Annotated in this window: 25 protein-coding genes; 6 read left to right on the top strand and 19 right to left on the bottom strand. The window is 62.8% G+C overall.

Annotated features, from left to right (window positions below; genetic code table 11):
• Position 1 precedes the first annotated feature (1 nt).
• From RL_RS15025 to RL_RS39850, 12 genes are all read right to left on the bottom strand, one after another.
• Positions 2 to 1,606 (bottom strand): putative PEP-binding protein, encoded by a 1,605-nt coding sequence (locus RL_RS15025; protein ID WP_011652426.1) that lies wholly within the window; start codon positions 1,604 to 1,606, stop codon positions 2 to 4.
• Positions 1,590 to 1,946, bottom strand: coding sequence for an HPr family phosphocarrier protein (locus tag RL_RS15020; protein WP_011652425.1), 357 nt, complete (start codon positions 1,944 to 1,946; stop codon positions 1,590 to 1,592). Before RL_RS15020 ends, RL_RS15025 begins: the two co-directional genes overlap by 17 nt.
• A complete protein-coding gene (gene dhaM / locus RL_RS15015) occupies positions 1,946 to 2,344 on the bottom strand; it encodes a dihydroxyacetone kinase phosphoryl donor subunit DhaM (protein WP_011652424.1) in 399 nt (132 codons plus the stop codon). Before dhaM ends, RL_RS15020 begins: the two co-directional genes overlap by 1 nt.
• A complete protein-coding gene (gene dhaL, locus RL_RS15010; protein WP_011652423.1) occupies positions 2,341 to 2,961 on the bottom strand; it encodes a dihydroxyacetone kinase subunit DhaL in 621 nt (206 codons plus the stop codon). Before dhaL ends, dhaM begins: the two co-directional genes overlap by 4 nt.
• 46 nt (positions 2,962 to 3,007) lie before the next feature.
• The gene (locus RL_RS15005; RefSeq protein WP_011652422.1) at positions 3,008 to 4,648 is read right to left on the bottom strand and encodes a dihydroxyacetone kinase subunit DhaK; all 1,641 of its coding nucleotides are present in this window, start codon (positions 4,646 to 4,648) and stop codon (positions 3,008 to 3,010) included.
• Between the two features lie 53 nt (positions 4,649 to 4,701).
• Positions 4,702 to 5,709: an ABC transporter ATP-binding protein gene (locus tag RL_RS15000; RefSeq protein ID WP_011652421.1), complete on the bottom strand. Its 1,008-nt coding sequence runs from the start codon at positions 5,707 to 5,709 to the stop codon at positions 4,702 to 4,704.
• Positions 5,702 to 6,799 carry an ABC transporter ATP-binding protein gene (locus tag RL_RS14995; protein WP_011652420.1) on the bottom strand — a complete coding sequence of 366 codons (1,098 nt, stop codon included), beginning with the start codon at positions 6,797 to 6,799 and terminating at the stop codon, positions 5,702 to 5,704. The genes RL_RS15000 and RL_RS14995 overlap by 8 nt, the downstream gene beginning before the upstream one ends.
• A 3-nt stretch (positions 6,800 to 6,802) precedes the next feature.
• Positions 6,803 to 7,015 (bottom strand): hypothetical protein, encoded by a 213-nt coding sequence (locus tag RL_RS14990; protein WP_028741104.1) that lies wholly within the window; start codon positions 7,013 to 7,015, stop codon positions 6,803 to 6,805.
• Positions 7,012 to 7,965 (bottom strand): carbohydrate ABC transporter permease, encoded by a 954-nt coding sequence (locus RL_RS14985; protein ID WP_011652419.1) that lies wholly within the window; start codon positions 7,963 to 7,965, stop codon positions 7,012 to 7,014. Before RL_RS14985 ends, RL_RS14990 begins: the two co-directional genes overlap by 4 nt.
• The gene (locus RL_RS14980; protein ID WP_011652418.1) at positions 7,962 to 8,930 is read right to left on the bottom strand and encodes a carbohydrate ABC transporter permease; all 969 of its coding nucleotides are present in this window, start codon (positions 8,928 to 8,930) and stop codon (positions 7,962 to 7,964) included. The genes RL_RS14985 and RL_RS14980 overlap by 4 nt, the downstream gene beginning before the upstream one ends.
• Before the next feature lie 123 nt (positions 8,931 to 9,053).
• The gene (locus RL_RS14975; protein WP_011652417.1) at positions 9,054 to 10,379 is read right to left on the bottom strand and encodes an ABC transporter substrate-binding protein; all 1,326 of its coding nucleotides are present in this window, start codon (positions 10,377 to 10,379) and stop codon (positions 9,054 to 9,056) included.
• A gap of 80 nt (positions 10,380 to 10,459) precedes the next feature.
• Positions 10,460 to 10,708 (bottom strand): hypothetical protein, encoded by a 249-nt coding sequence (locus RL_RS39850; protein ID WP_157865206.1) that lies wholly within the window; start codon positions 10,706 to 10,708, stop codon positions 10,460 to 10,462.
• A gap of 244 nt (positions 10,709 to 10,952) precedes the next feature.
• Between RL_RS39850 and RL_RS14970 the strand changes: the two genes are divergently transcribed.
• From RL_RS14970 to RL_RS14950, 5 genes are all read left to right on the top strand, one after another.
• Positions 10,953 to 12,398 carry an MFS transporter gene (locus RL_RS14970; protein ID WP_011652416.1) on the top strand — a complete coding sequence of 482 codons (1,446 nt, stop codon included), beginning with the start codon at positions 10,953 to 10,955 and terminating at the stop codon, positions 12,396 to 12,398.
• Positions 12,399 to 12,677: 279 nt separating this feature from the next.
• Entirely contained in the window at positions 12,678 to 13,742 is a 1,065-nt protein-coding gene (locus RL_RS14965) for a sensor histidine kinase (protein ID WP_011652415.1), read from the top strand.
• Positions 13,743 to 13,861: 119 nt separating this feature from the next.
• Complete coding sequence (locus RL_RS14960) at positions 13,862 to 14,413, top strand: DUF924 family protein (RefSeq protein WP_011652414.1); 552 nt, start codon at positions 13,862 to 13,864, stop codon at positions 14,411 to 14,413.
• Between the two features lie 92 nt (positions 14,414 to 14,505).
• Positions 14,506 to 17,040, top strand: a complete 2,535-nt coding sequence (locus tag RL_RS14955) for a mechanosensitive ion channel family protein (protein WP_011652413.1) — start codon at positions 14,506 to 14,508, stop codon at positions 17,038 to 17,040.
• A 112-nt stretch (positions 17,041 to 17,152) separates the two neighbouring features.
• Positions 17,153 to 17,419: a hypothetical protein gene (locus RL_RS14950; protein ID WP_017994411.1), complete on the top strand. Its 267-nt coding sequence runs from the start codon at positions 17,153 to 17,155 to the stop codon at positions 17,417 to 17,419.
• Positions 17,420 to 17,440: 21 nt separating this feature from the next.
• Here the strand turns inward: RL_RS14950 and arsK are convergent, their stop codons facing one another.
• The 7 genes from arsK to RL_RS14915 are packed head-to-tail and all read right to left on the bottom strand — an operon-like array spanning position 17,441 to position 21,825.
• Positions 17,441 to 18,673, bottom strand: coding sequence for an arsenite efflux MFS transporter ArsK (arsK, locus tag RL_RS14945; protein ID WP_011652411.1), 1,233 nt, complete (start codon positions 18,671 to 18,673; stop codon positions 17,441 to 17,443).
• Positions 18,670 to 19,395, bottom strand: a complete 726-nt coding sequence (arsH, locus tag RL_RS14940; protein WP_011652410.1) for an arsenical resistance protein ArsH — start codon at positions 19,393 to 19,395, stop codon at positions 18,670 to 18,672. The genes arsK and arsH overlap by 4 nt, the downstream gene beginning before the upstream one ends.
• Positions 19,370 to 19,798 carry an arsenate reductase (glutaredoxin) gene (gene arsC / locus RL_RS14935; RefSeq protein ID WP_011652409.1) on the bottom strand — a complete coding sequence of 143 codons (429 nt, stop codon included), beginning with the start codon at positions 19,796 to 19,798 and terminating at the stop codon, positions 19,370 to 19,372. The genes arsH and arsC overlap by 26 nt, the downstream gene beginning before the upstream one ends.
• The gene (locus RL_RS14930) at positions 19,795 to 20,502 is read right to left on the bottom strand and encodes an aquaporin (RefSeq protein WP_011652408.1); all 708 of its coding nucleotides are present in this window, start codon (positions 20,500 to 20,502) and stop codon (positions 19,795 to 19,797) included. Before RL_RS14930 ends, arsC begins: the two co-directional genes overlap by 4 nt.
• On the bottom strand, positions 20,499 to 20,942 hold the full coding sequence (gene arsN2 / locus RL_RS14925; protein WP_011652407.1) for an arsenic resistance N-acetyltransferase ArsN2: 444 nt from the start codon (positions 20,940 to 20,942) through the stop codon (positions 20,499 to 20,501). The genes RL_RS14930 and arsN2 overlap by 4 nt, the downstream gene beginning before the upstream one ends.
• Entirely contained in the window at positions 20,942 to 21,472 is a 531-nt protein-coding gene (locus RL_RS14920; protein ID WP_011652406.1) for an arsenate reductase ArsC, read from the bottom strand. The genes arsN2 and RL_RS14920 overlap by 1 nt, the downstream gene beginning before the upstream one ends.
• Positions 21,469 to 21,825, bottom strand: coding sequence for an ArsR/SmtB family transcription factor (locus RL_RS14915; RefSeq protein WP_012757878.1), 357 nt, complete (start codon positions 21,823 to 21,825; stop codon positions 21,469 to 21,471). The genes RL_RS14920 and RL_RS14915 overlap by 4 nt, the downstream gene beginning before the upstream one ends.
• Positions 21,826 to 21,867: 42 nt before the next feature.
• On the opposite strand from RL_RS14915, the gene RL_RS14910 reads away from it, so the two are divergent.
• Positions 21,868 to 22,392 (top strand): DUF6428 family protein, encoded by a 525-nt coding sequence (locus RL_RS14910; protein WP_041936363.1) that lies wholly within the window; start codon positions 21,868 to 21,870, stop codon positions 22,390 to 22,392.
• Positions 22,393 to 22,484 lie beyond the last annotated feature (92 nt).

The following is a 22,484-nucleotide window of genomic DNA, read 5'->3' as shown; positions in this document are numbered from 1 at the left end:
TCTACTCTCCGGCTGCCCTTGTGCCATCGGCGTTGAGGCCGATGATCGCCGATCTTATCGCGGGACGCCGGGCCGGCGCCACGGAAAAATGCCGGAGGCCGGCGGCGAGCAGCCCGGGCAGATAGTGCGGATTGCCGGCCATGTCGCCGCAGATGCTGACTGGCTTGCCGGCGGTCAGCTTCACCGCCTGGGCGAGCAGCCGGAGCACGGCGGGTGCAGCCTTGCCGGCATCGGCGTCGATATCGTCGCGGGTCGAGGCGGCAAGATATTGGGTGAGGTCGTTGGTTCCGAACGAGAAGAATGCCGCCGCCCCGAAGGCGTCGAGCATCAATGCGGCTGATGGTACCTCCACCATCATGCCGATCGGCGGCATCCGGTGGGGCAGGGCGCGGCGGCCGAGCTTTTCGGCTTCCTCGCGGAATAGCTCGCGCATCCTGTCGATCTCGTCGGGAAAGGTCACCATCGGCAGCATCACCGACAGCCTGCCGAAGACAGCGGCGCGCAGCAGGGCGCGGGCCTGGACGCGGGCGATTTCCGGCCGGGCAAGCAGCAGCCGGATGCCGCGCAGGCCCGAGGCGAGAACCGGCAGGTCTTCGAGGCCGGCGAGCGGCTTGTCGCCGCCGATATCGAGCATGCGGATCGTTACCGGCCTGTCGCCCGCCTGTTCCAGCACGCTGCGATAGATCGCCAGCTGCCGTTCCTCATTGGCGGCATCGGCGACCGAGGCAACCGAAAATTCCGAGCGCATCAGGCCGACGCCTGCCGTTGCCGGATCGAGCGCATCGATCTCAGCGGGATCGTTGATGTTGATCGAGAGCAGGATCGGCACGCCGTCCGCAGTGCGCAATTCGCCGCCGATGGTTTGCGTGTCGCCGGCGGGTTCTTGTGCCGGCACCAGGGGCGGGATCAGCATGCTGCCCGCCTGCAGGATGACCGCACCGGCGTTACCATCCACGCTGACAGGATCTCCGTCTGCGGCTGAAAAGCGGCCTGTGCCGATCACCATCGGCACCGATTTCGCCCGGGCGAGCAGGGCGACATGGCCGGCGGTGCTGCCTGCGAACAGCGCGATGCCGCCGCCTTTCGACCAGTCATGGGCGAGAAAGCGGCTCGGCTCCATATCCTTGCCGACGAAGACCGAGCCGGGCGGGAAATCGGCAATCGGGGTGCCGGCGAGCGCGCCGAGCACGCGGTTCTTGATGTCGAGAATATCGACGGCGCGCGCCCGCATCTGCTCCTCGTCGGCCGCTTCGAGTTCGCCGATATAGGCGTCGAGGGTGGCGACCCAGGCAAAGACGACATTCTCGTCGGCCTCCATGCGCGCGCCGGTCGCTTCCGCGATCGTCGGATCGCGCAACACCTCGATCTGGAAATCGATGATGTCGCGGCTTTCGGCATCGGCTCCATCGGCAAGGTGTTCGAGTTCGCCGATCGAGATGTCGATCGCCTTCTCCAGCGCGCCGTATCCACCGACGGCTCGGGACGCAGGGGCGGCGTCCGGCCGCCCGGCAGCGGAAGGAGCCTTCGGCTCCTCCGCGAGAAAGGCCGGGCCGGATGCGATGCCCGGGGATGCGCTCTTCGCTTTCAGCCTAAGCGGTTCGGCCATGTTTCTTTTCCTCATCGAAGTTGCGCTCGATGAGTTCCTTCAACGCGCGGATCGCCTCCTCGGCGAGAATGCCGTCGGCGCGGATCCGGAGGATCGAACCTTTACGGATTCGCGCGCCCATGATCTTGATGATGCTCTTGCCGTTCAGCCAGACGTCGCTGCCATTGACGGCGATCTCGATCGAACAGGGGAAGGACTTGGCAAGCCGCGTGAAGGTAACGGACGGGCGTGCATGCAGCCCGACGCCGTGCTTGACTTCTACCTCCGTCTGGCAATTCACCTTAAATGGCTCGGGCAATGGCTCGGGCTCCTGTTTTTCACTACGCAATCCGCTCGTCATCAGGGGGACAGTTCCTCGGCTGTGGCGACGACCTTGGCCAGCGACGCGCCCCCCGATGCCTCGGCGGCGGCGATGACGGCGCCTTCGACGAGCGGCGCGTTGCAGATGGAGACGAGGGCCGAGCGGGGAAGCCCCAGCATTTCGATCGCCATCTCGCTGTTCGTTTCAGCACCGCCGAGATCGACGAAGACGGCGACGCCGGCATCGGACCAGGCAGCCTCGATCGCCGTGAGGATACCGCCTGCATCGGTGCCGAGTTCGCCATGGACATTGCCGCCCGACCAGGCGAGCGGCACGCTGTCGCCCACCATCTGTCGCACCATTTCGGCGATCCCCCTTGCCACCAGCGGCGAGTGGGAGACGATCACGATACCCACATTTGCGGTCTTTCCGTTCATTGCGGACGATGCTCCCCGAGATAGCGGCAGATCGCCGTGGTCAGCAGCGCGCAGCTCGACGCGCCGGGATCGACATGGCCGATCGAGCGGTCGCCGAGATAGGCCGCGCGCCCGCGCATCGCCTTCATGTCAGCCGTGCGGCTGGCGGAACGCTCCGCCCTGCGGGCGATTGCGCCGAGCGGCGAGCGGCTGGCGAGCGCCGCATGCACGGGATAGAGCACGTCGAGCAGGGTTTTGTCGCCGGCATGCGCCCGACCGCGTCTTGCGACGGCATCGATCGCCTGTTTCAGCACCTGCGAAAAATCGGCCTTTTCGTCACTTTTGCGAAGCTCGCGGCCGATCTCCATCAGCAGCGTGCCGTAGAGTGGCCCGGCCGCACCGCCGACATTCATCACCAGCGTCAGGCCGATCTTTTCCATGGCGTCGGGGAAGGGCAGGCTGGACAGGCTCTCGCCTTCGGCGCTCACCGCATCGCAGCCGCGCCGCATGTTGGTTCCGTGATCGCCATCGCCGATGGCGCGATCGAGCGCGCAGAGATGGTCGCTGTTTGCCGCGATCGTCGCGCGGCACACCTCGATCAATCCTGCCACAAGCACCGGTTCCGCCTGCACTGCCATCCTCCCTGTCGCCGCGCCTCCCGCGGGCTTTTGAATTTCACGCCGGTCAGGCGAGGCTTGCCGCCACACCGAACGCGCCGGCAACCGCGACGGCGCCGGGATCAGCGACACCTGCCAGATCCCTTTCGCCGACATAGGAGGCGCGGCCGGCTCTCGCTTTCATCATCGTCTTCGTCGACTCCGCACCTGCGGCAGCAGCCCTGGCCGCTGCCGCGACATCGCCGGATGCGAGCGCCTGCAGGGCAGGCGACAGCGCATCGACCATCGTCCGGTCGCCGACTTCGGCTCCGCCATAGAACGTCATCCTGTCGAGCCCGGCAATAAGGGCTGCTGATATATCGGCCTTGTCGGCCATCGCCTTTGCCGCTGCGGTGAAGAAGATCGACAGCAGCACGCCGCTCGATCCGCCCATGCTGGTGCCGAGGATGTCGCCGAGCGAGGCAAGCGTTGCAGCCGGCCGATCAAGCGGCAGCGTGTCCAGGCGGGCAAGCACGCTGCGGGCGCCTGTCGCCACCGTCGAGCCGGTATCACCGTCGCCGACGCGGCCATCCAGCCGGTTGAGTTCGCTTTCCTGCGAGATCAGATGCTCGCAGAGCGCTGTGATCAGACGCCGGTTGCGGAGATTATCCCCGGCCACTGGCGCGCCGTTCAGTCCGGCTGATGTTCGCGGTGCGGCGATGACCCTGATCTCGTGGCGTTCGACGGCTGGCATCCAGGCATGCGGTTCGACCGCTGCCGTCAGCGCCGCCTCGCGAGCGGCATCCAGTCGGATCAGCGACAGCGAGAAGCCGTTCATGTTGAGCGCGGTCATCATCGGCGCCGGGCCGATGATCAGCCTGACGCGATCGGCAAGCGACGAGGACAGCACCACATTGGCAATAACGGTCATTTCGAGCGGCGGTACGGCGCCGAGATTGTTGATGAGAAGGGCGTGGTTTCCCCCTTCGCGCAGCGCAGGCGATAGGCGCGCCACCATGGTGGCGACGATATCGACGACCGGCTGCAGCGCAATGCGCTCGACGCCGGGCTCGCCATGGATGCCGAGACCGAGTTCGCCCTCGTTCTCGCCGAGGCGGCTCTCATGCGCCTGGCCGGGCACGCTGCAGGTGGACAGAGACATGCCGAGCGAGACGATGTCGCCGGCCGCTGCCGCGGCATGGGCTGCGACCGTCTTCAGGTCCTCGCCCCTTTCGGCGTGATAGCCAGCGATCTTGTGGACGAACAGAGTCCCGGCGACGCCGCGCGGCTGGTTGATCTCGGGGATGGCGATATCGTCGGCGACGATGACCATTTCGACGTCGAAACCTTCGGCGCGCGCCTTCTCGGCGGCGAGGCCGAAATTCAGCCGGTCGCCGGTATAGTTCTTGACGATCAGCAAGGCGCCCTTTTCGCCGGCGACGGCGCGGATCGCTGTCAGCACGGCATCGACGCTCGGCGAGGCGAAAATCTCGCCGGATACGGCAGCCGTCAGCATGCCCTTACCGACGAAGCCGGCATGGGAGGGCTCATGACCGGCGCCGCCGCCTGAGATGATCGCCACCTTCGACTTGTCCCAGTCAGCGCGCAGGATCACCTTGATGTCGGGAAAGCTGTCGAGGCGGGCAAGACGACCCTTGCTGCTCGTCAGAAGCAGACCGTCCAAGGCTTCGGTGACGATGTTTTCCCTGCGGTTGAAGAAGTGTTTCATCGATTGAGACCCGTCTGTTTGTTTTTCATGCCATCATCATGTCTGTTTGCCGGTCAGGACAGGCGCTGTCCAGCCGCATCGAAATAAAGCGGATCGCGCAGCGTCAGGCTGATCCGGTCGCCCGGCGCGATCGCCAGATATGGATCTGCGAGTGTGACGAGCTTGTGATTGCCAACCCTGATGTGCAGATGGTTCTGGTCGCCCAGATGCTCGATCCAGTCGATCTCGGCATTGGCATCCTTGCCGACAATGATGTCGAGATGTTCGGTGCGCGCGCCGACGGTTTTCGTGCCGGCCGGCGGCTGGCCGCCGGGAAGCAGGGCGGCCGGTAACAGGTTGATGTGCGGCTGCCCGAGGCGGGCGGCGACGTGCAGGTTGGCGGGATTGCCGTAGATCTCGCGCGGTGTTCCCACTTGCATCAGCCGTCCCTCGGCAACGATGCCGATGCGGTCGGCCATGGTCATGGCTTCCACCTGGTCGTGAGTGACATAGAGCAGCGTCGAGCCGAGTTCCTTCTGGATACGCTTCAGTTCCAGGCGCAATTCGGCGCGCAGCTTGGCGTCGAGCGAGGACAGCGGCTCGTCCATCAGGTAGATCGCCGGCTTGCGCACCAGCGCCCGGCCGATCGCGACACGCTGCATCTCGCCGCCGGAAAGCCTGGTCGAGCGGTTCTCCAGCTTATGGTCGATCCGGACCATGCGCGCGACTTCGCGCACGCGCCGATCGATCTCCGCCGCACTCAGCTTGCGGATCGGCGCCTTCAGCGGGAAGGCGAGGTTCTCGTAAACAGTCATATGCGGATAGAGCGAATATTGCTGGAAGACGAAGGCGACATCGCGTTCGGCGGGCGCTTCGGCGGCGACATTGCGGCCGCTGATCTCGATGCCGCCGCTATCGGGCTTTTCGAGGCCGGCGATCAGCCGCAGCGTCGTCGTCTTGCCTGCGCCTGTGGGACCGAGCAGCACGACGAACTCGCCGTCGCGGATCGAAAGATCGAGGTCGGCCAAAGCCTGGGTGTCGCCGAAGCGTTTGGTGAGGTTCCTGAGGACGACATCAGCCATGCCGGGTCTCCTGATAGAGCTGGGATGGCACCGCGCGGCCCGATGTGCAGTCGAAGAGCGCGAGTTTCGCCGGGTTGAATTCGAGGCCGACCCTTTCGCCGATCTGGAAGCTGCGATTGGCGGGAACGCGGGCCTTGATCAGCCCGCCCTGGGTTTCCACAGCCACGACCTGGTTGGTGCCGAGATATTCGCTGCCGTAGACGGCGCCGCGCAGCGCCGAGGCGTCGCTGAAGCGGATATGCTCCGGCCGCACGCCGAGCGCCAGTTCGCTTTCGGCCATGTTCTGGTGGATCTCGGGAACTGCGACATCGACGCCGTCGAGCAGGATGGAGCAATCGCCGCTTTTCAGGCCGGAGGTGAAGCGCATGAAGTTCATCGGCGGCGAGCCGATGAAATCGGCGACATACATGGTCGCGGGCTTGGCATAAATCTCCTGCGGCGTGCCGAACTGCTCGATGACACCATGGTTCATGACGGCGATCTTGTCGGCCATCGCCATCGCCTCGTGCTGGTCATGGGTGACGTAGACGGTGGTGGCGTGGATGCGGTTGTGCAGTTCGCGCAGCTCATGGACCATGATCTCGCGGAACTCGGCGTCGAGCGTGCCGAGCGGCTCGTCCATCAGGAAGCACTTCGGACGCCGGACGATGGCGCGGCCGAGCGCCACGCGCTGCCGGTCGCCGCCGGCAAGGCCGGAGACCGAGCGGTTGAGAATATGGTCGATCTGCAGCAGGCGCGCGGTCTCTTCGACGCGCTGACGGATTTCGGCCTTGGGCATGCCCTGCGACAGCAGCGGAAAGCCGATATTCTTGCGCACGTTCATATGCGGGTAGAGCGCGAAGAGTTGGAAGACGAAGGCGATATCGCGGGCGCTGGCGCGGTTGAAGGTGACGTCCTCGCCGTCGAGATAGATCTTGCCGCTGCTCGGCAGCTCGAGGCCGGCGATCATGCGCAGCGTGGTGGTCTTGCCGCAGCCTGATGGACCGAGGAGCGCCAGGAATTCGCCGTCATGGACGGTGAAGCTCGAATCCTGAACGGCGACGAAACTGCCGAATTCCTTGCGGAGATTTTCGATCCGGATGTCCGCCATGGTTCACTCCGGGAATTTCGAAACGATGATGAACATGACGGTGCCTATGAGCAGGGTCACCAGCGAATAGGTGTAGAGCACGAGCAGGAAGGGCTGGAACAGCATCAGGAAGCCGAGCCCGATCAGCACTGTGGCGATGGTTTCCATCGGGCCGCGGCGCAGGAAGAACGGCCGTTTCGGACGGGCAGGGGCGGGTGTCTCAATCAGATGGCTCATTTGCGGACGGCTCCGAAGGTGATGCCGCGCAGCAGCTGCTTGCGCAAGAGAATGGTGAAGACCAGGATCGGGATCAGGAAGATCGTCGTGCCGGCAGCGACCGCCGGCCAATCCTGTCCGCCTTCGCCGATGATGGTCGGGATGAAGGGCGGCGCGGTCTGGGCCTCGCCCGATGTCAGAAGGGCGGCGAAGGCATATTCGTTCCAGGCGAAGATCAGGCAGAAGATTGCCGTTGCGGCAATGCCAGTCGTCGCCTGCGGCAGCACGACCTTGCGGAAGGCCTGCAGTCTCGTATAGCCGTCGATCATCGCCGCTTCCTCGTATTCACGGGGGATTTCGTCGATGAAACCCTTGAGCAGCCAGACGGCGAGCGAGACGTTGACGGCGGTGTAGAGCAAGATCATGCCCAAGGCCGTGTCCGACAGGCCGAGCTCGCGGTACATCAGGTAGATCGGGATGGCGACGGCGATCGGCGGCATCATGCGCGTCGAGAGGATGAAGAACAGCAGGTCGTCGGCGAGCGGTATCTTGAAGCGGGAAAAGCCATAGGCGGCGAGCGTACCGAGGAAGACCGCGAGGAAGGTGGAGCCGAAGGCAATCACCAGCGAATTGACGAAGCGTGGTAGAAAATTCGACGGGCCGGCGATCACCATGTTGCGCTTGCGCGTCACCTCATCGCAGATGCCGGCCGGCGCCGGCAGCGAGGCGATATAATCGGGCGTCTGGCGCGTGCGTGTCGTGAACAGGTTGCAATAGCCCTCGAGCGACGGCGAAAAGACGATCTTCGGGGGATAGCTGATCGAATCCGGCGGCGACTTGATGCTGGTCAGGAAGATCCAGACGAGCGGGATGAGGGTGATCAGCGCATAGATGATGACGATCGTGCCGGCGATGCGCTTGCTGGACAGGCTCGGTTCGACGACCGAATGGGCTGAGTTGGCGGCGCTCATCGTTGCTTCACCTTGTTCAATGCCTTGACGTAGATATTGGCGAGGCCGAACACCGCGACGAAGAGGATGATGGCGAAGGCCGAGGCCCGGCCGGTCGCCCAGCTTTCGAAGGCGGCGCGCTTCAGGGTGATCGAGGCGACCTCGGTGACCGAGCCCGGTCCGCCGCCGGTGAGCAGCGTCACCATGTCGAACATCTTGAAATTCTCGATGCCGCGGAAAAGCACGGCGAGCATGATGAAGGGCAGGGCCATCGGCACGGTGATCGACCAGAACTGCCGCCAGGGCGAGGCACGGTCGACCTCGGCCGCCTCATAGATATAGTCGGGGATCGAGCGCAGGCCGGCGAGGCAGATCAGCATCACATAGGGCGTCCACATCCAGGTGTCGACGATGATGATCGCCCAGGGCGCCAGCGTAACGTTGCCGAGCATCTGGATATCGGAGGTCGGAATGCCTGACACCAGCGACACGGCATAGGCGAAGAGGCCGATCTGCGGCTCGTAGAGAAAGCGCCAGAAATTGCCGACCACGGCGGGCGACAGCATCATCGGGATCAGGATGATCGTCGTCCAGAAAGCATGGCCGCGAAACTTTCGGTCGATCAGATAGGCGAGCGTGAAGCCGATCACCGTCTGCAGCACGATCGTCCAGAAGACGAAATGCGCGGTGGTCTGCATCGCCTGCCAGATGTCGGGGTCGTTCAGAACGCGCTGGTAGTTTCCAAAGCCGACGCCCAGGACCGGCGCATTCGGCCGGTTGGCGCGGTAATTGGTGAAGGAGAGATAGACCGCCCAAAGCAGTGGGAAGATATTGATCGCCAAGAGCAGGGTGATGGCAGGCGCAATAAACAGCCAGGCGATCGCCCTGTCAGAGAGGCCGCGGACGCGCCGGGCGACCGAGGAGGGCGTTGCCCTTGCAGTCGCATCGGCAGCTTTCTCGACGATGGAGGATTGGGAAATAGTCAAGTTTTCACCTGGTATTTTTGGGGTACGGGGTCTTTTGGGGTATGAGAGATCTGGCGGCCCGGCTCGTCTGCCGATCCGGGCCGCCATCCTGTCGAGGATGGCGCGCATCAGGGATGCCACGCGTCAGATCTTGCCGTCGTCCTTGAAGACGTCGCTCCAGTCCTTCACCAGGCCGTCGAGCGCTTCCTTGGCGGTGCCGTTGCCGGCGACCACGTAGTTATGGACGCGCTTCTGCATGGCCTGCAGCAGCGAGGCGTAGCTCGGCTCTGCCCAGAAGTCCTTGACGATCGCCATTGAGTCCAGGAAGGCCTGGGCATATGGCTGGCTCTTGGCAAAGCCCGGCGCGTTGACGACGGAATTCAGGCATGAAAAACCGCCAAGTTCCCACCATTTGGCCTGCACGTCGGGCTGGGCGAACCACTTGATATATTGCAGGGCGGCGTCGCGCTTGTCGGAATAGGAGACCACCGAGATGCCCTGGCCGCCGAGCTGGGCGAAGTGCGCCTTTTCAGCCGGATTGGGGAAGAAGCCGATCCTGTCGCCGCCGACCTTTTCGTCCTTGTAGAGGCCAGGCCAGGTGAAGGCGAAGTTCATCTGCATGGCGACCTGGCCGGATTTGAAGGCGTCGGCGGATTCGACCATATAGACGTTGGAGCTGCCGGGCGGCGTGCAGCAATCATAGAGCGACTTGTAGAATTCGAGGCCCTTGACCGCGTCGGCCGAGTTGACGAAACCTTCCATGTCATAGGGCTTCTTCGGGTTCTCGTACTGGAAGCCCCAGTCGTAGAGCACGTTGGTGACGCCCATGGTGATGCCTTCGGAGCCGCGCTCGGTATAGATCGAGGCGCCATAGACGGTCTTGCCGTCAATCTCGCGTTTCTGGAAGAACTCGGCGATCTGTTTCAGCTCGTCGTAGGTCTTCGGGGCTGCGAGATCGTGGCCGTACTTCTCCTTGAATTCCTTCTGCAGTTCCGGCTTTTCGAACCAGTCCTTGCGGTAGGTCCAGCCGACGACGTCGCCCATGGCAGGCAGCGCCCAGTAGTTCGGCGTGTTCTTCGGCCATTCCGAATAGCCGACGACCGTCGCCGGCACGAAGTCATCCATCTTGATGCCTTCCTTGTCGAAGAAGTCGTTGAGCTTGACATAGTGGCCATTCTCGGCCGATCCGCCGATCCATTGGCTGTCGCCGATGATGAGGTCGCAGAGCTTGCCGTGCGAATTCAGCTCGTTGAGGAAGCGGTCGGCATAACTCGTCCAGGGAACGAATTCGAACTTCATCTGCGTGCCGGTCTTGGCGGTGAAATCCTTCGACAGCTCGACCAGCGCATTGGCGGGGTCCCATGCGGCCCAGCACAGCGTCAGTTCATCGGCTTTGGCGAGATTGGGCAATGCCGACGACATGACGAATGCCGTGGCCAGCCCGAAAAGGGCTTTCGATGTTTTCTGCATAAGTTCCTCCCAGAACCAAGGGCCGGCTCCCCGCCGGCGTCGCATGTTCACCCACTTCAGAGAATGCTCACATGAACTCCTCAATCATCATGTTTAGCAATATGTTTAGTGATATCTATTTTTATAAACATTGCAAGCGCCAATCGTTGTTGCAATGCGACAGGTGTCGCGCCACATGGGCTGATAGTTTCGGGGCCGCGATCTTTTTTCGGCAGATCGCGAAAAATTCTTTGGCGAGCGTACCGATGCAGCGACATCTGGCCTCGCTGCGACATCGATCGCACGGTATGGACTGCACGCCGCTCCTGTTTTTCCCCGGAGCGGTTCAAGCTTGGCCTCGCTTCGGTGGGGCCTTTTTCTTGAATCCTTTCTTAGGATCGATAGCGGCCAGCTATCCGGCCGCATCGGGAATATTCCTGCGCAGTGCGAGATTTAGCCTTTCCGGCCGGCTGCAACGGGCGTATTCAGCCAGTGCGCGGCCTTCCATGTCCGCGCTCCTCCGCGCGGCAGATCTCCGATCGGCTTCCGTCCCGCTTGCCTGCCGCGTCATCCAGAATTTTCATTGGCAGATCGATGACCACGGCAGAGACGAGCGAGAATGGGCAAGAGGCCGCAGGCGGCCGCCAGGCGAAGATCGTGGCGCTGGTCGTTGCCGTTTCCTTCTTCATGCAGATCCTCGACGGCACGATCGTCACCACCTCGCTGCCGCAGATGGCGGCGAGCTTCGGCGTGCAGCCGGTGTCGATGAGCATCGGCATCACCGTTTACATGCTGACGATGGCCGCCTTCATTCCGCTGTCGGGCTGGCTCGGCGACCGGTTCGGTGCGCGCCGCATCTTCCTGATGTCGATCGCCGTCTTCACCGGCGCCTCGCTGTTCTGCGGGCTGTCCGGCAGTCTTGCGGAATTCGTGCTGTGGCGCGCCGTGCAGGGGGCGGGCAGCGCGCTGATGACGCCGGTCGGGCGTATCATCGTGCTGAAGAATGCCCGCAAGTCGGAACTCGTCCAGGCGATCGCGCTGATCACCTGGCCGGCGCTGACGGCGCCGGTGATCGGCCCAGTGCTCGGCGGCTTCATTACCACCTATGCCAGCTGGCACTGGAACTTCCTCATCAATATCCCGATCGGCATTCTCGGTATCGCGCTGGTGCTGCGCTTCGTGCCGGAGCAGCGCGAGACCAATCCCGGCCGGCTGGATCTCGTGGGCTTTGTGTTGAGCGCCGCCGGGCTGACCTTCCTGCTCGCCGCCCTCGAACTCTCGGTCAAATGGGACGGCGGGCTTTTGCCCATCATGTCAATGCTGGCGGCGGGCATCGTGCTGTCGGTCATGGCGACGCGGCATTTCCTCGCCGTCGACAATCCGCTGCTCGATCTTTCGGCCTTCCGCATCCAGACCTTCTCGATGTCGACTCTGTCGGCGGGCACGGCCTGCCGGATGGCGATCAATGCGACGCCGTTCCTGCTGCCTCTGCTCTTCCAGCTCGGCTTCGGCCTGAGCTCGATTGCCGCCGGCACCTATCTGCTCGTCTATTTCCTCGGCAATTTCAGCATGAAGGCGGTGACGACGCCGCTGCTGCGCATCTTCGGCTTTCGCGCAGTGCTTGGGGTCAACGGGCTGATCGCCGCTCTTTCGATCGTCGGCTGCGGTTTCCTCTCGCCGCAGACGCCGCCGTTTTTCATCCACGCGCTGCTTTTCCTCGCCGGCCTTTCGCGGTCGATGGAATTCACCGCTTTGAACACACTCGCCTTCGCCGATATCGGCCCGGCGCAGCGAAGCTCGGCCTCAACACTGTCGAGCATGTTGCAGCAGGTATCGATGCTGCTCGGCGTGGCAGTGGCGGCCGCCGTGCTCAACATTGCCTCGGCTCTCAGGGGCGCCGACAATCCCGTCCTTGCCGATTTCCGATGGGCTTTCGTCGTGGTCGGCGTGATCGGCGTCGTCTCGTCGCTGCGTTTTCTGCAATTGCCGGCGGAGGCGGGAGCCGAAGTATCCGGCCATCGGAAATTCCAGAAAAATTAGCTTATCCGCGGAACCAATCGGGCCGCTTGGCGTTTATGCATCTCATTTCAGGTTTTTCGTTTTCCCATCTCCTGCAACGGCTTCCATAGGGTTCCTCCCCAGGCCAGGATCATGTTCTGAAAATGCCGGCTTCCCGACATCCTCCTTCCGCGCCGCCTGCGACAAGAGCGAGGGACAACCGCTGTTTACCCCAGGCGGCCAATGCAATACGACATTGCCATGCGGACGACTCGGACGCTTGCGGGCGGTCGTCGCTGCGAGAGAACGCCGGGAGACCGAATGAGCAATTCTAGCGGCGATGCGGATGCCCTGATCCACATCCTCTATATCGACGACGACGAGGGGCTTGCCCTGCTGATGCAGAAGAACCTGCTCCGGCGCGGCTTTTCGGTCGAGTGGGCCGAGAGCGGCGCTGCCGGCCTTGCGAGACTCGGCGAAGGCGGGATCGACGCCGTCGTCCTCGATCATGTCCTGGCGGGCGAAACCGGCCTCGATATCCTGCCCTGCATCACGGCGATGACGGATCATCCCCCGGTCATCTATGCGACAGGTTCGGACGATACCAGCATCGCGGTCGCCGCGCTGAAGGCCGGTGCCGACGATTACATGCTGAAGGGGATATCAGCCGATTATTTCGACCTGCTCGCCGCCGCCCTCGAACAGGCGCTGGAGCGGGCGCGGTTTCGCCGCGAGACGGCGCAGGCACAGGAGGTGATCCGCCAGCAGCGCGACCTTGCCGAAATGCTGCTCGCCGAGGTCAATCACCGCATCGCCAACAGCCTCGGCCTCGTCGGCGCGCTGATCCGCATGCAGTCCTCGATGACCACGGATCAGGTGGCGATTGACGCGCTGCACGAAACGCAGATGCGCATCAACGCCATCGCCAGCGTGCACCGCCGGCTCTACACCAACCGGCAGGTCGGCTCGGTGCAGGTCGATGAATATCTGAACAGCCTGCTCACCGAACTCGAAACCTCGATGCGCGACGACAAGCGGCCGCACCGGATCGTCCTCACCGCGCAGCCGGTCAATCTGGCGACCGACAAGGTGATCACGCTCGGGCTGATCGTCAGCGAGCTCGTCACCAATGCCTTCAAATATGCCTATCCGGACAACGTGCCGGGTGAGATCCGCGTCATCGTCGACCAGGCGGATGGGGCATTGCGCGTCATCGTCGAGGATGACGGCGCCGGTTTCGACCCGTCGAGCCCGGCCAGGGGAACCGGCCTTGGTACACGCATTCTGACGGCCATGGCCGCCAGCCTGAAATCGGATTTCGCCTATGACCCCGGCCACGACGGAACCAAGGCGACGCTGGTGTTTTCGTTGCATGAGGGGAAGTAGGGGATTTCCCCGGTCCGGCACTGAGTTTTGCCGCCCCCTCATCCGCCTGCCGTTTACCCTATATCTCCAATAGCTTGCAGACGCCGCATTAACAAGCCTAACGCTAGGGAAGGGGAAACATGACGACGATCCGCACACCGAAGGAAGTGTATGATTTCTGGTTCGTCAGATGCGGCCGGGAGCTGTGGTTCCGCTCGACGCCGGAACTCGACGTGGAGATCCGCGAAGGCTTCCGCGAAACCCATCTGGCGCTTGCGGCGGATGTTGCCGCCGAATGGCGGGCGGGTGCGGAGAGCCGGCTGGCGGCTGTGATCGTGCTCGACCAGTTTCCCCGCAACATCTATCGCGGCACGGCGCTTGCCGTTGCGACCGATGGGCTGGCGCTTCGGGAAGCCAAGCTCGCGCTGGCATCGGGCGCCGATCGGGCGGTCGAGGCCGCATGCCGTACCTTTTTCTACATGCCGTTCGAACATGCCGAGGACCTTGGGGAGCAGGAGCGATCGGTGGAACTGTTCGGCGCACTCGGCGATGCGGAATATCTCGATTATGCGATCCGCCACCGCGACGTGATCGCCGCCTACGGCCGCTTTCCGCACCGCAATGCCATGCTCGGACGGGAGTCGACGGCGGCGGAGCGCGACTACCTCTCTGGGCCCGATGCGGGTTTCTGAGGGGTTCCAGGGAGCTTCCGCCTTTCTGTCGCCTTTCTTTACTAAGACAAGCTGGCATTCTATTCCGACGACAAGCTTTCCCGGAGGCGCATTTGCGGCTGAGACCGATCCTGCTTCGCACCATTCTTCTGCTGACGCTGGCGGTCGCCGGCGCGCATTTCAAGGGTGCTGCCGCCTTCGCACAGGAGCCGCAGGCACCGGCGGCGGCGCAGGCGCCGCTCGCCGATACGCCGTTCGACCAGGCGACAAAGGAGATCGACAAGGCGAAGGTCCAGCTGACGGCGCTTCAGGACGGCGTCAAGCAGAATGCCGACAATGACGATGCCCTGGTGGGGCTTGCGACCAAGGCCGACGAACTCAGCCGCGCCGTCATCACCATATCGGTCAATCTCAGGCCGCGTTTCGACCAGATCAAGAACCGGCTTGCCGAGATCGGCGATCCGCCGAAAGACGGGCAGCCGCCTGAAGCCGAGATCGTCACCCAGGAGCGCAACGCGCTCGCCGCCGAACGCGCGCAGATCAACGCGCTGACGGGCGACGCCGAAAACCTGTCGATCACGGTGACGAAGCTCGTCAACGAGATCACCGAGATGCGGCGGCGGCTGTTTGCCGATACGCTGCTCAGGCGTACCGAGATTTCGGTCTCAGTGCTCGACGATGCCGGCAGCGCCTTTGTGCACGAGGCCAGCGAATTCTCGCAGGCGCTGTCGAGCTGGGCAACCTTCGTCTGGAAATTCAAGCGTTTCCCGATGTTTGCCGCGATCTTCCTGTCGCTTGCCGCGGCTCTGATCCTGCTCTCCGGCAGCTACCGGCTGTTCGGCTCCTACTTGCAGCGCGACGAGGCTGTCGAGAACCCGTCCTATATCGGCCGGCTGTCGATCGCCTTCTGGTCGACGTTGATCCGCACCCTGGCGCTCGCGGTGCTGCTCGTCACCTCGTTCTTTTTCCTTAACGGGTTCAATGTGCTGAGGCCCGACATCGCACCTGTCATCGGCGCGCTGTTCGGGGCGATCGGGCTCGTCTATTTCGTCGGCCGCTTCGTCAATGCCATCTTCGCACCGCACGAACCGCGCTGGCGCCTCGTTCGGCTTTCCAATCTCGGCGCGCGCTCGATCGGCTACTGCTTGCTGGCGATGGCGATCGTCAACGCGCTTGATTATCTGTTCGGCACGATCGGCGAGGCGATGGGCTCGCCGCTGGTGCTGACCGTGGTCAGAAGCCTGATCGCTGCGCTGATCATCGGTCTGATCCTGATCGCGGTCTCGTTCGGAAAACCGATGCTGGCGAAGAACGGCGATCCCGATGCGCCGGGAAGGCATTGGCCGCGCGGCATGGCGATCATCCTGCGGGTCGTCGGCACCGGCCTGATCCTTACCGCGCTCACCGGTTATGTCGGGCTCGCGCGCTTCGTCGCCACGCAGCTCATCATCACCGGCGCCGTCGTCGTCACCATGTATATCGGCCTGCTTTCCGGCAAGGCGATATCAAGGCAGGAAAGCTTCGGCGACACCTTCTTCGCAAGCTTCCTGACGCGCCGTTTCAAGCTCGGGCCAGTGGCGATTGACCAGGCCGGCCTGCTTGTCGGTCTTGCCATCTATGCGGTGGCGCTTCTCGTCGGCATCCCGCTGATCCTGCTGATGTGGGGCTTCCATGTGCAGGACCTGCAGATTCTTGCCTATAGACTATTCACCGAGGTCAGGCTCGGCGGTATCAGCATTTCGCTGCTCGGCATCTGCACCGGCATTCTCTTGTTTGCCGGCGTCTACCTGCTGACGCGCTGGCTGCAACGCTGGCTCGACGGCAATGTGATGGCGAGAAGCCATGTCGATCTCGGCGTGCGCAATTCGGTCAAGACGGGCATCGGCTATCTCGGCGTCGGCATCGCGGCGATCATCGGCGTTTCGGCGGCCGGCATCGATCTGTCGAGCTTCGCGCTCGTTGCCTCCGCACTTTCGGTCGGTATCGGTTTCGGCCTGCAGAACATCGTCTCCAACTTCGTCTCCGGCCTGATCCTGCTCGTTGAACGGCCGTTCAAGGTCGGCGACCATGTCGTTTCCGGCACGGCCGAAGGCATTGTCAAACGCATTTCGGTGCGCGCCACCGAGATCGAGACCTTCCGCAAGCAGTCGATCATTGTGCCGAATTCGGAGTTGATCAACGGCCTCGTTGGCAACTGGACGCACCGCAACAAGATCGGTCGCTCGGAAATTCCGGTTTCCGTCGCCTACAACGCCGATCCGCAGCAAGTGATGGACATCCTGCTGGAACTGACGGCCAAGATACCGCTCGTCATGCGCAATCCGGAGCCGCATGTCGAATTCCTGCGCTTCGGGCCCTATTCGCTGGATTTCGAGCTGCGTTTCTTCCTCGCCGACATGGGTGACGGCATGGTGGTGCGCAACAATCTCAGGATCGAGATCCTTAAACGCTTCAAGGCCGAGGGCATCGAGATCCCGCTGCCACAGACCGATCTTACCATCCATCGAGAGGCTCGTCCCGCGCTTGCCGATGCGGGCAGGGATCAACCCAACAAGCAGGAAAACGCGGCGGTCACGCCCATGGAGGAGGAAGAGCAGCCGGTGCGGCAATTGCGCAGCAAGACGGCAGACGGCAATCGGAAAGGCTGAACGGGTCATTCAGCCATCATTCACAGCTATATGTGCATGATCTCCACTATCGGGATCGCTGCCGGGGGCAGCACCGATCGTTCGAGGGGAGGGCGCGCCAGCGCCGCCGCACATGATGGCAAGATTTGCCGCCGTTCTGCTTGTCCCGCTGCTTGCCGCACCCGCGGCTGAAGCGGCATCCATCACCAACACCGATCCAGCCGCCGTCGTGCTCGTCATCACCGAGAGCGGCCAGCGCGTCGAGGTTGTGGTCGATGCCGGCGCTTCGGAAAACCTCTGTGCTTCCGGCTGCTTCATGACGACGCCCGACGGCGACCGCATCGGGCTCGACGGCGGCGAGACGATCGATATCGTCAAGGGCTCGGCCGTCGTCAAGTAGCGCCTGTCCTGATTAACGCGCTCAAGCTTCTCGGGGATTGGGAACAGTGTCCGGCCGGGCAACCGGGCGCGTCAGCCGCATGATGGCGAAGAATGCGCCAACGGCGACGGTGCTGAGCAATGCAGCGATCGACAGCGACCACGATACGCCGAGATAGCCCATCAGGAAGGCAAGCGCGAACGGCGCCATCGAGGAGACGACGAGACGAACCGACATGATTTGTCCTTGCCGCCGGCCGTAGCCATCGCTTCCGAAGAGCGCCAGCGGCAAGGTTCCGTAGACGATGCTGTTAAGCCCCGAGCCGAGGCCGAAGACGACGGCGAAGACCAGCGCACCGGGCACCGAGGGTGCGGTGGCGATGAGGATGACAAGGGCTGTCGGCAGCAGGATGGCGCAGATGATCGCCAGCATCACTTGCGACAAGCTCTCGCCAAAGACCATGTTAATGAGGCGGCTCAGCACCTGTGACGGGCCGAAGAGCGTTCCGACCACCACTGCCATGGCGCCGAGGCCGAGGGCCGACATCACAGGCACCATGTGAACCAGAAGCGCCGAGTTCACGAAGCTTTCCAAAGCAAAACCCGTCACCATCAGGATAAAGGCCGGCCTGCGCACCGACGGCGGAAGGCTCGGCTCGACGCGTCTTGCAGCCTCGTCTCCGGTCCGTCTCCTGGTTTGGCCGACGCCACGAGAGAGCCAGGCATGAATGGGAAGGCAGACAACGAGATTGAGCCCGGCGAAGATCAGATAGACGTTCTGCCATGAGAGATGCGCATGCAGCGCCGTGGTGACCGGCCAGAAAATGGTTGAGGCGAAGCCGGCGATCAGGGTCAGATAGGCGATGCTGCGCTGGGCGACCTGCGGCCTGATCTGCACGAGCAGGGCGAAGGCTGCGCCATATTGCACCAGGTTCGATGCGATCTCGATGCCGATCAATGCCGCGACGAAAGCGATCTTTCCCTGCGCGAAGGCGCAGGCGACGAGGGCGGCCGCGGCAATCGCCGATCCCGATGTCATGATCCTGCCGGCGCCGAAGCGATCGATCCACGTGCCCATGAGAGGTGCAGCCAGACCGCCGATCAGAAGGGCCGCGGAGAGCGCACCGAAGATCCATTCCGATGACCAGCTCAGATCACGGGCCATGTCGGGGGCGAGGATGCTGAAGCTGTAATAGAGCGATCCATATCCGATGATCTGCGTCAGCCCGAGCGCGGCGATGGCCGCTACCGGCGGTCGTTCGGTGCTGATTGTCATAGGGATCTGAGGCTCACGCGCTGTTCGAGCTTTTCGGCTTCTTCCTTCCGCTCGCTGTAGCGGTCGGTCAGATAGTTCGAGGCATCACGGGTCAGCAGCGTGAACTTGACCAGTTCCTCGCAGACGTCGACGACGCGGTCGTAATAGGACGACGGTTTCATACGGCCGTCCGCGTCGAATTCTTGGAAAGCTTTGGCAACCGAGGACTGATTGGGAATTGCAATCATCCGCATCCATCGTCCAAGGATGCGGAGTTGGCTTACCGCATTGAAGGACTGGGAGCCGCCAGAGACCTGCATCACTGCCAGCGTCTTGCCTTGCGTCGGCCGGACCGAGCCGACCGACAATGGAATCCAGTCGATCTGCGCTTTCATGATGCCGGTCATCGCGCCATGACGTTCGGGGCTGACCCAGACCTGGCCTTCAGACCATGCCGACCATTCGCGCAACTCCTGAACTTTCGGGTGGCTCGCCGGCGCCGCATCAGGCAGCGGCAGACCTTCCGGATTGAAGATGCGCACTTCGCAGCCGAAATATTCGAGCAGCCGCGCGGCCTCCTGTGCGAGGAAGCGGCTGTAGGACACTGCTCGCAACGAGCCATAAAGGATCAGGATGCGCGGCTTGTGCGTCGAGAACGCCGGCCTGAGCGCGTCCATATCCGGTTGACGCAGATGCATCAGTGATATGGCAGGCAAATCAGACAATGCGCTTGCCTCCGGCATCGAGCACCTGCTCGCCGTCTTCCTTGGTGAAGGCCCCCTGATGCGTTTCCGGCAGGATTTCGAGGACAAGTTCCGACGGCCGCGACAGGCGCGTGCCGAGCGGCGTGATGACGAAGGGCCGGTTGATCAGGATCGGGTTTTTCAGCATCGCGTCCAGCAATTGCTCGTCGGTAAGATCAGGGTTGTCGAGGCCGAGCTCCGCATAGGGCGTGCCCTTTTCGCGCATCGCCTCGCGAACGCTCAAACCTGCATCCGCAATCACCTTGATTAGCTGCTCGCGCGACGGCGGGTTTTTCAGATATTCGATAACGTTGGGCTCAATGCCGGCGTTCTGGATCATCGCAAGCGTGTTGCGCGAGGTGCCGCATTCGGGGTTGTGATAGATCGTAACATCTATGGTCATGAGGCGGATTCCGTCTTGGTGAGGGTTTCAGGATCGCGGGCTTCCATCAGCAGCCATCCCGCAAGCATCAGCGCCAGCAAGGCGCCGAGGACTTCAGCGGCGATAAAGCCCGGTAGATCGATCGGGCGGATGCCGGAAAAGGTGTGCGTCAGCGATCGAGCAATCGCGACGGCGGGATTGGCAAAGGACGTGGAGGCGGTGAACCAATAGGCGGCGGTGATATAAAGGCCGACCAGCCATGCCACGGCATCGGCGCGAAAGCGCACACCGGCTAAGATGACGAAGACGAGGCCGAAGGTTGCCGTCACCTCAGAGAGCCATTGCGCGCCGCCGGTGCGCACGGTTTCCGAGGCCTGCAGCACGGGAAGGGCGAACATTGCATGAGCGAGCATCGTTCCGGCAATGCCGCCGACGACCTGCGCGGCGATATAGGCGGGAACGGAGGAGGCAGGCAGTTCGCGCCGGAGCGCAAACACCAGCGACACGACCGGATTGAAATGAGCCCCGGAAATCGGGCCCAAGATCGTGATCAGGACGACGAGGATTGCCCCCGTTGCCAGCGTGTTGCCGAGCAGCGCAAGCGCCGTATCGTCCGTCAGGCTATCCGCCATGATGCCCGAGCCGACGACGGTTGCTACGAGCAGCAGCGTGCCGAGCGCTTCGGCGACCAGTCGTCGAGACGGGGGAAACATCGGCGCGCTCATGCCGGCAGGCTCCGGACCATCAGGGCGGCCGATGCCGGGCACAGGCTTGCGGCCTGCCGCGTCGTCAGGATCTCGGCCGGCGCTTCATCGCGGGCGATCGGACGAAAGCCGAGCGATTGAAAGAAGGAGGCGGCTGTTTCTGTCAACAGATAGGCGGCGGTGGCGCCTTTCCTTTGGGCCTGATCGAGCAGGCTAAGGGTGATCGCATGGCCGAAGCCAAAGCCTTGCTGATCGGACAGCACGACAATGGAACGCAGGAGTACAGTCTCGCCATAGAGTTCCAGCCCGCCGAAGCCGACCGTCTCGCCGCCACGTGAAAACCGATAGAAGCTTCGGCCGGCGTCTGTGAGGTCATCGACCGGAAGCCCGGCGCCTGCGAGCGCGCCGCGAAGTCTGTCGTCGTGCCCTTCCAAGGCCTGCTGGTTCAAATCGAAACCCATCAGCTCGCCTTGGGCTGTTTAATGCTGGCGCCTTCCATGGTGCCGATCTGGCGCAGGTGCGATTCCAGGGCGAGCTTGTCGATCGAGGAAAGAGGCAGGCTCAAAAAGGCGCTGATCCGGTTCTTGAGGAAGCGGGCGGCCTGCGCGAAAGCGCGGCCTTTGTCGACTTCGCTGCCCTCGACGACAGCGGGGTCCTCGACGCCCCAATGGGCGGTCATCGGATGACCGATCCAGACGGGACAAGCCTCGCCGGCAGCGCTGTCGCAAACCGTAAAGATGAAGTCCATCTCCGGAGCGCCCGGCTCGGCGAATTCGTCCCAGCTCTTTGAGCGGAAGCCGGCTGTTGGGTAGCCCTGCGCCGCAAGCTCCTTCAGCGCATAGGGATTGACCTCACCCTTCGGCTGGCTGCCGGCCGAATAGGCCTTGAATCGACCCTTGCCTTCGGTCTCAAGGATGGATTCAGCCAAGATCGAGCGGGCAGAATTGCCCGTGCAGAGAAAGAGCACATTGTAAATGCGGTCAGGGGTCATTGCAATTTCTCCTTCATTTTAGGGGCGCAGCAGGCCGCGACCTCCGCGGCAGGTGCGCAGATTTCCGGATGCCCGGAACAGCAATCTTCCATCAGAAAGCGAACCAAGCCACCAAGTGCCTCGTAGTTCGCGGTGTAAATGATCGACCGGGATTCACGCTGTTGCGCGATCAACCCAGACCGTTCCAGCTCTTTCAGGTGGAAGGAGATATTGGAGGGCGAGACCTCCGCCTTCTCAGCGATCGCGCCTGCCGCCATGCCGTCGGGACCCGAAACCACGAGCATGCGGACGATGTGAAGGCGGGTTTCCTGCGAGAGCGCGCCGAATGCGATGAGGGCTTGACGTTGATCCATATTTCAATAATCCTTGAATCATTGAAACGAGGATTAGCGCAAATGAACGTCATCGACAACAGCAAAGTTCAAGAGAACGACATCGATCTCGGCCTGCTGCTCAGTGTGCTTACCGGCGCCAAGGATTCTCCGCTGATTTTCTATTATGGCGGCAAGGCGGTGAAGCCTGGCTATCATGTCACCGAGGTCAAGGCGGGCCAATTCTCGGCGTTGGATTGCGGCGCCAATCCCGAAGCATGGGCGGAAATCTTCATCCAGCTCTGGGATGTCGAGGAAGGCGAACGCACGCATATGCCGGCCGGCAAGTTCCATGCAATCATCCGCAAGGTTTCCGATCATGTGCAACTGGATGGTTCGGCGAAGCTGACCTTCGAAGTCAGCGACGGCGTGCGGCCAATGCAGCTTTATTGCGCGGCGATGCCGGTTCTTCGCACCGGCGCCGTCCATGTTACGCTTTCGCCGCGGCCGGCAAGCTGCAGGCCTCGCGACCGATGGCTGGCGGAGGAAAACCGCAAGGCGGCGGCCTGCTGTGGGCCGCAAGCGGCAACGAGCGGCTGCTGCGCTTGAGGACACATGAGATCGTGCGGCAGGGCAGGGTGGCGGCGAGATCAGGATCATATTGGCTGACCACCAGTCAGTCATGGGTGCATTTCCTGCGC

It is taken from the genome of Rhizobium johnstonii 3841, assembly GCF_000009265.1.
GTDB classification, from domain to species: domain Bacteria; phylum Pseudomonadota; class Alphaproteobacteria; order Rhizobiales; family Rhizobiaceae; genus Rhizobium; species Rhizobium acaciae.
This window is presented reverse-complemented; position numbering and strand designations above follow the sequence as displayed.

What these genes read in the sequence shown, in the direction of transcription:
- RL_RS14990 (WP_028741104.1), bottom strand. Translation starts at nt 7,015, where the DNA reads ATGAGCCATCTGATTGAGACACCCGCCCCTGCCCGTCCGAAACGGCCG.
- RL_RS14930 (WP_011652408.1), bottom strand. Translation starts at nt 20,502, where the DNA reads ATGAGCGCGCCGATGTTTCCCCCGTCTCGACGACTGGTCGCCGAAGCG.
- arsK (WP_011652411.1), bottom strand. Translation starts at nt 18,673, where the DNA reads ATGACAATCAGCACCGAACGACCGCCGGTAGCGGCCATCGCCGCGCTC.
- RL_RS14985 (WP_011652419.1), bottom strand. Translation starts at nt 7,965, where the DNA reads ATGAGCGCCGCCAACTCAGCCCATTCGGTCGTCGAACCGAGCCTGTCC.
- RL_RS14970 (WP_011652416.1), top strand. Translation starts at nt 10,953, where the DNA reads ATGACCACGGCAGAGACGAGCGAGAATGGGCAAGAGGCCGCAGGCGGC.
- arsH (WP_011652410.1), bottom strand. Translation starts at nt 19,395, where the DNA reads ATGCCGGAGGCAAGCGCATTGTCTGATTTGCCTGCCATATCACTGATG.
- RL_RS15000 (WP_011652421.1), bottom strand. Translation starts at nt 5,709, where the DNA reads ATGGCTGATGTCGTCCTCAGGAACCTCACCAAACGCTTCGGCGACACC.
- RL_RS15025 (WP_011652426.1), bottom strand. Translation starts at nt 1,606, where the DNA reads ATGGCCGAACCGCTTAGGCTGAAAGCGAAGAGCGCATCCCCGGGCATC.
- RL_RS14995 (WP_011652420.1), bottom strand. Translation starts at nt 6,799, where the DNA reads ATGGCGGACATCCGGATCGAAAATCTCCGCAAGGAATTCGGCAGTTTC.
- RL_RS14920 (WP_011652406.1), bottom strand. Translation starts at nt 21,472, where the DNA reads ATGACCCCTGACCGCATTTACAATGTGCTCTTTCTCTGCACGGGCAAT.
- RL_RS14910 (WP_041936363.1), top strand. Translation starts at nt 21,868, where the DNA reads ATGAACGTCATCGACAACAGCAAAGTTCAAGAGAACGACATCGATCTC.
- RL_RS14960 (WP_011652414.1), top strand. Translation starts at nt 13,862, where the DNA reads ATGACGACGATCCGCACACCGAAGGAAGTGTATGATTTCTGGTTCGTC.
- RL_RS14915 (WP_012757878.1), bottom strand. Translation starts at nt 21,825, where the DNA reads ATGGATCAACGTCAAGCCCTCATCGCATTCGGCGCGCTCTCGCAGGAA.
- RL_RS14950 (WP_017994411.1), top strand. Translation starts at nt 17,153, where the DNA reads ATGATGGCAAGATTTGCCGCCGTTCTGCTTGTCCCGCTGCTTGCCGCA.
- arsN2 (WP_011652407.1), bottom strand. Translation starts at nt 20,942, where the DNA reads ATGGGTTTCGATTTGAACCAGCAGGCCTTGGAAGGGCACGACGACAGA.
- RL_RS14965 (WP_011652415.1), top strand. Translation starts at nt 12,678, where the DNA reads ATGAGCAATTCTAGCGGCGATGCGGATGCCCTGATCCACATCCTCTAT.
- RL_RS14975 (WP_011652417.1), bottom strand. Translation starts at nt 10,379, where the DNA reads ATGCAGAAAACATCGAAAGCCCTTTTCGGGCTGGCCACGGCATTCGTC.
- dhaL (WP_011652423.1), bottom strand. Translation starts at nt 2,961, where the DNA reads ATGGCAGTGCAGGCGGAACCGGTGCTTGTGGCAGGATTGATCGAGGTG.
- RL_RS15005 (WP_011652422.1), bottom strand. Translation starts at nt 4,648, where the DNA reads ATGAAACACTTCTTCAACCGCAGGGAAAACATCGTCACCGAAGCCTTG.
- RL_RS15020 (WP_011652425.1), bottom strand. Translation starts at nt 1,946, where the DNA reads ATGACGAGCGGATTGCGTAGTGAAAAACAGGAGCCCGAGCCATTGCCC.
- dhaM (WP_011652424.1), bottom strand. Translation starts at nt 2,344, where the DNA reads ATGAACGGAAAGACCGCAAATGTGGGTATCGTGATCGTCTCCCACTCG.
- arsC (WP_011652409.1), bottom strand. Translation starts at nt 19,798, where the DNA reads ATGACCATAGATGTTACGATCTATCACAACCCCGAATGCGGCACCTCG.